Annotated in this window: 1 protein-coding gene; it reads right to left on the bottom strand. The window is 28.5% G+C overall.

Features of this window, described 5'->3' with window-relative positions:
• Nucleotides 1-431: 431 nt before the first annotated feature.
• The coding region (locus tag ACVHXK_RS18670) for a transposase (RefSeq protein ID WP_461207917.1) at nucleotides 432-761 on the bottom strand (330 nt) is incomplete at its 5' end.

Raw genomic sequence — 761 nt, 5'->3', positions numbered from 1 at the left:
ATTCCCTCTTTATACTTTGATATTCTCCTGTTTACTCTTTATTTCTTAATATTTCAATTAGTTAATTATATATCTATACAAGCTAATTATATATTATTGAATTTAAACCATAATAAGGATATAGATGTTTTGATTTAATAGACTATAAATATCATAGTTTTTAAAAATCATTTATGAATGCTATACTGGAATCCATTTTAACTACAGTAGTATAAACTCCCACATCTCACTGGATCTATGTCCTTAATTCCTTCGTACTACTTATCTGTAGATGGATGTCGGATTTCGCTGTGCAACGGGGTCTGTGCCCTAAAATTAAGAAATGCTCCGACTAAACCAAGCTATGAATTGTAATTTGTAAATACAATAAAATATATTAAACACTTGTGGATAACTTATAAATAAATCAAATAATAAATATGTTCTTACTCTTATGCTGCCTCATAAATTCTGTTTTGATTAATTGTTTTAGTTACTTCAATTGGATTAAACTCTGAATTTGTTTTAGCCATTCCATACATAATTCTAAGTAGCTTACAACATACTGCAATAAGGGATTGTTTCTTTTTTAAAGGATTGTCTTTCCTCGTAGTGTAGTAATTATGTAACTCTTTAAAAGCATCATTATTTTTCACTAAAGGCAGAGATACTCTAAATAAGTAAGCTCTAAGCCGTTTATTACCCTTTTTGCTTATAGTTGTCTTGCCTTTATGAGTACCAGAACTATTTTCCCTTAAATCAAAACCACATAACGATTGAAG

This window comes from Clostridium sp. DL1XJH146 (genome assembly GCF_054819755.1).
Note: the sequence above shows the minus strand (reverse complement) of the source record. Positions and strands in the feature narration are given on the sequence as shown.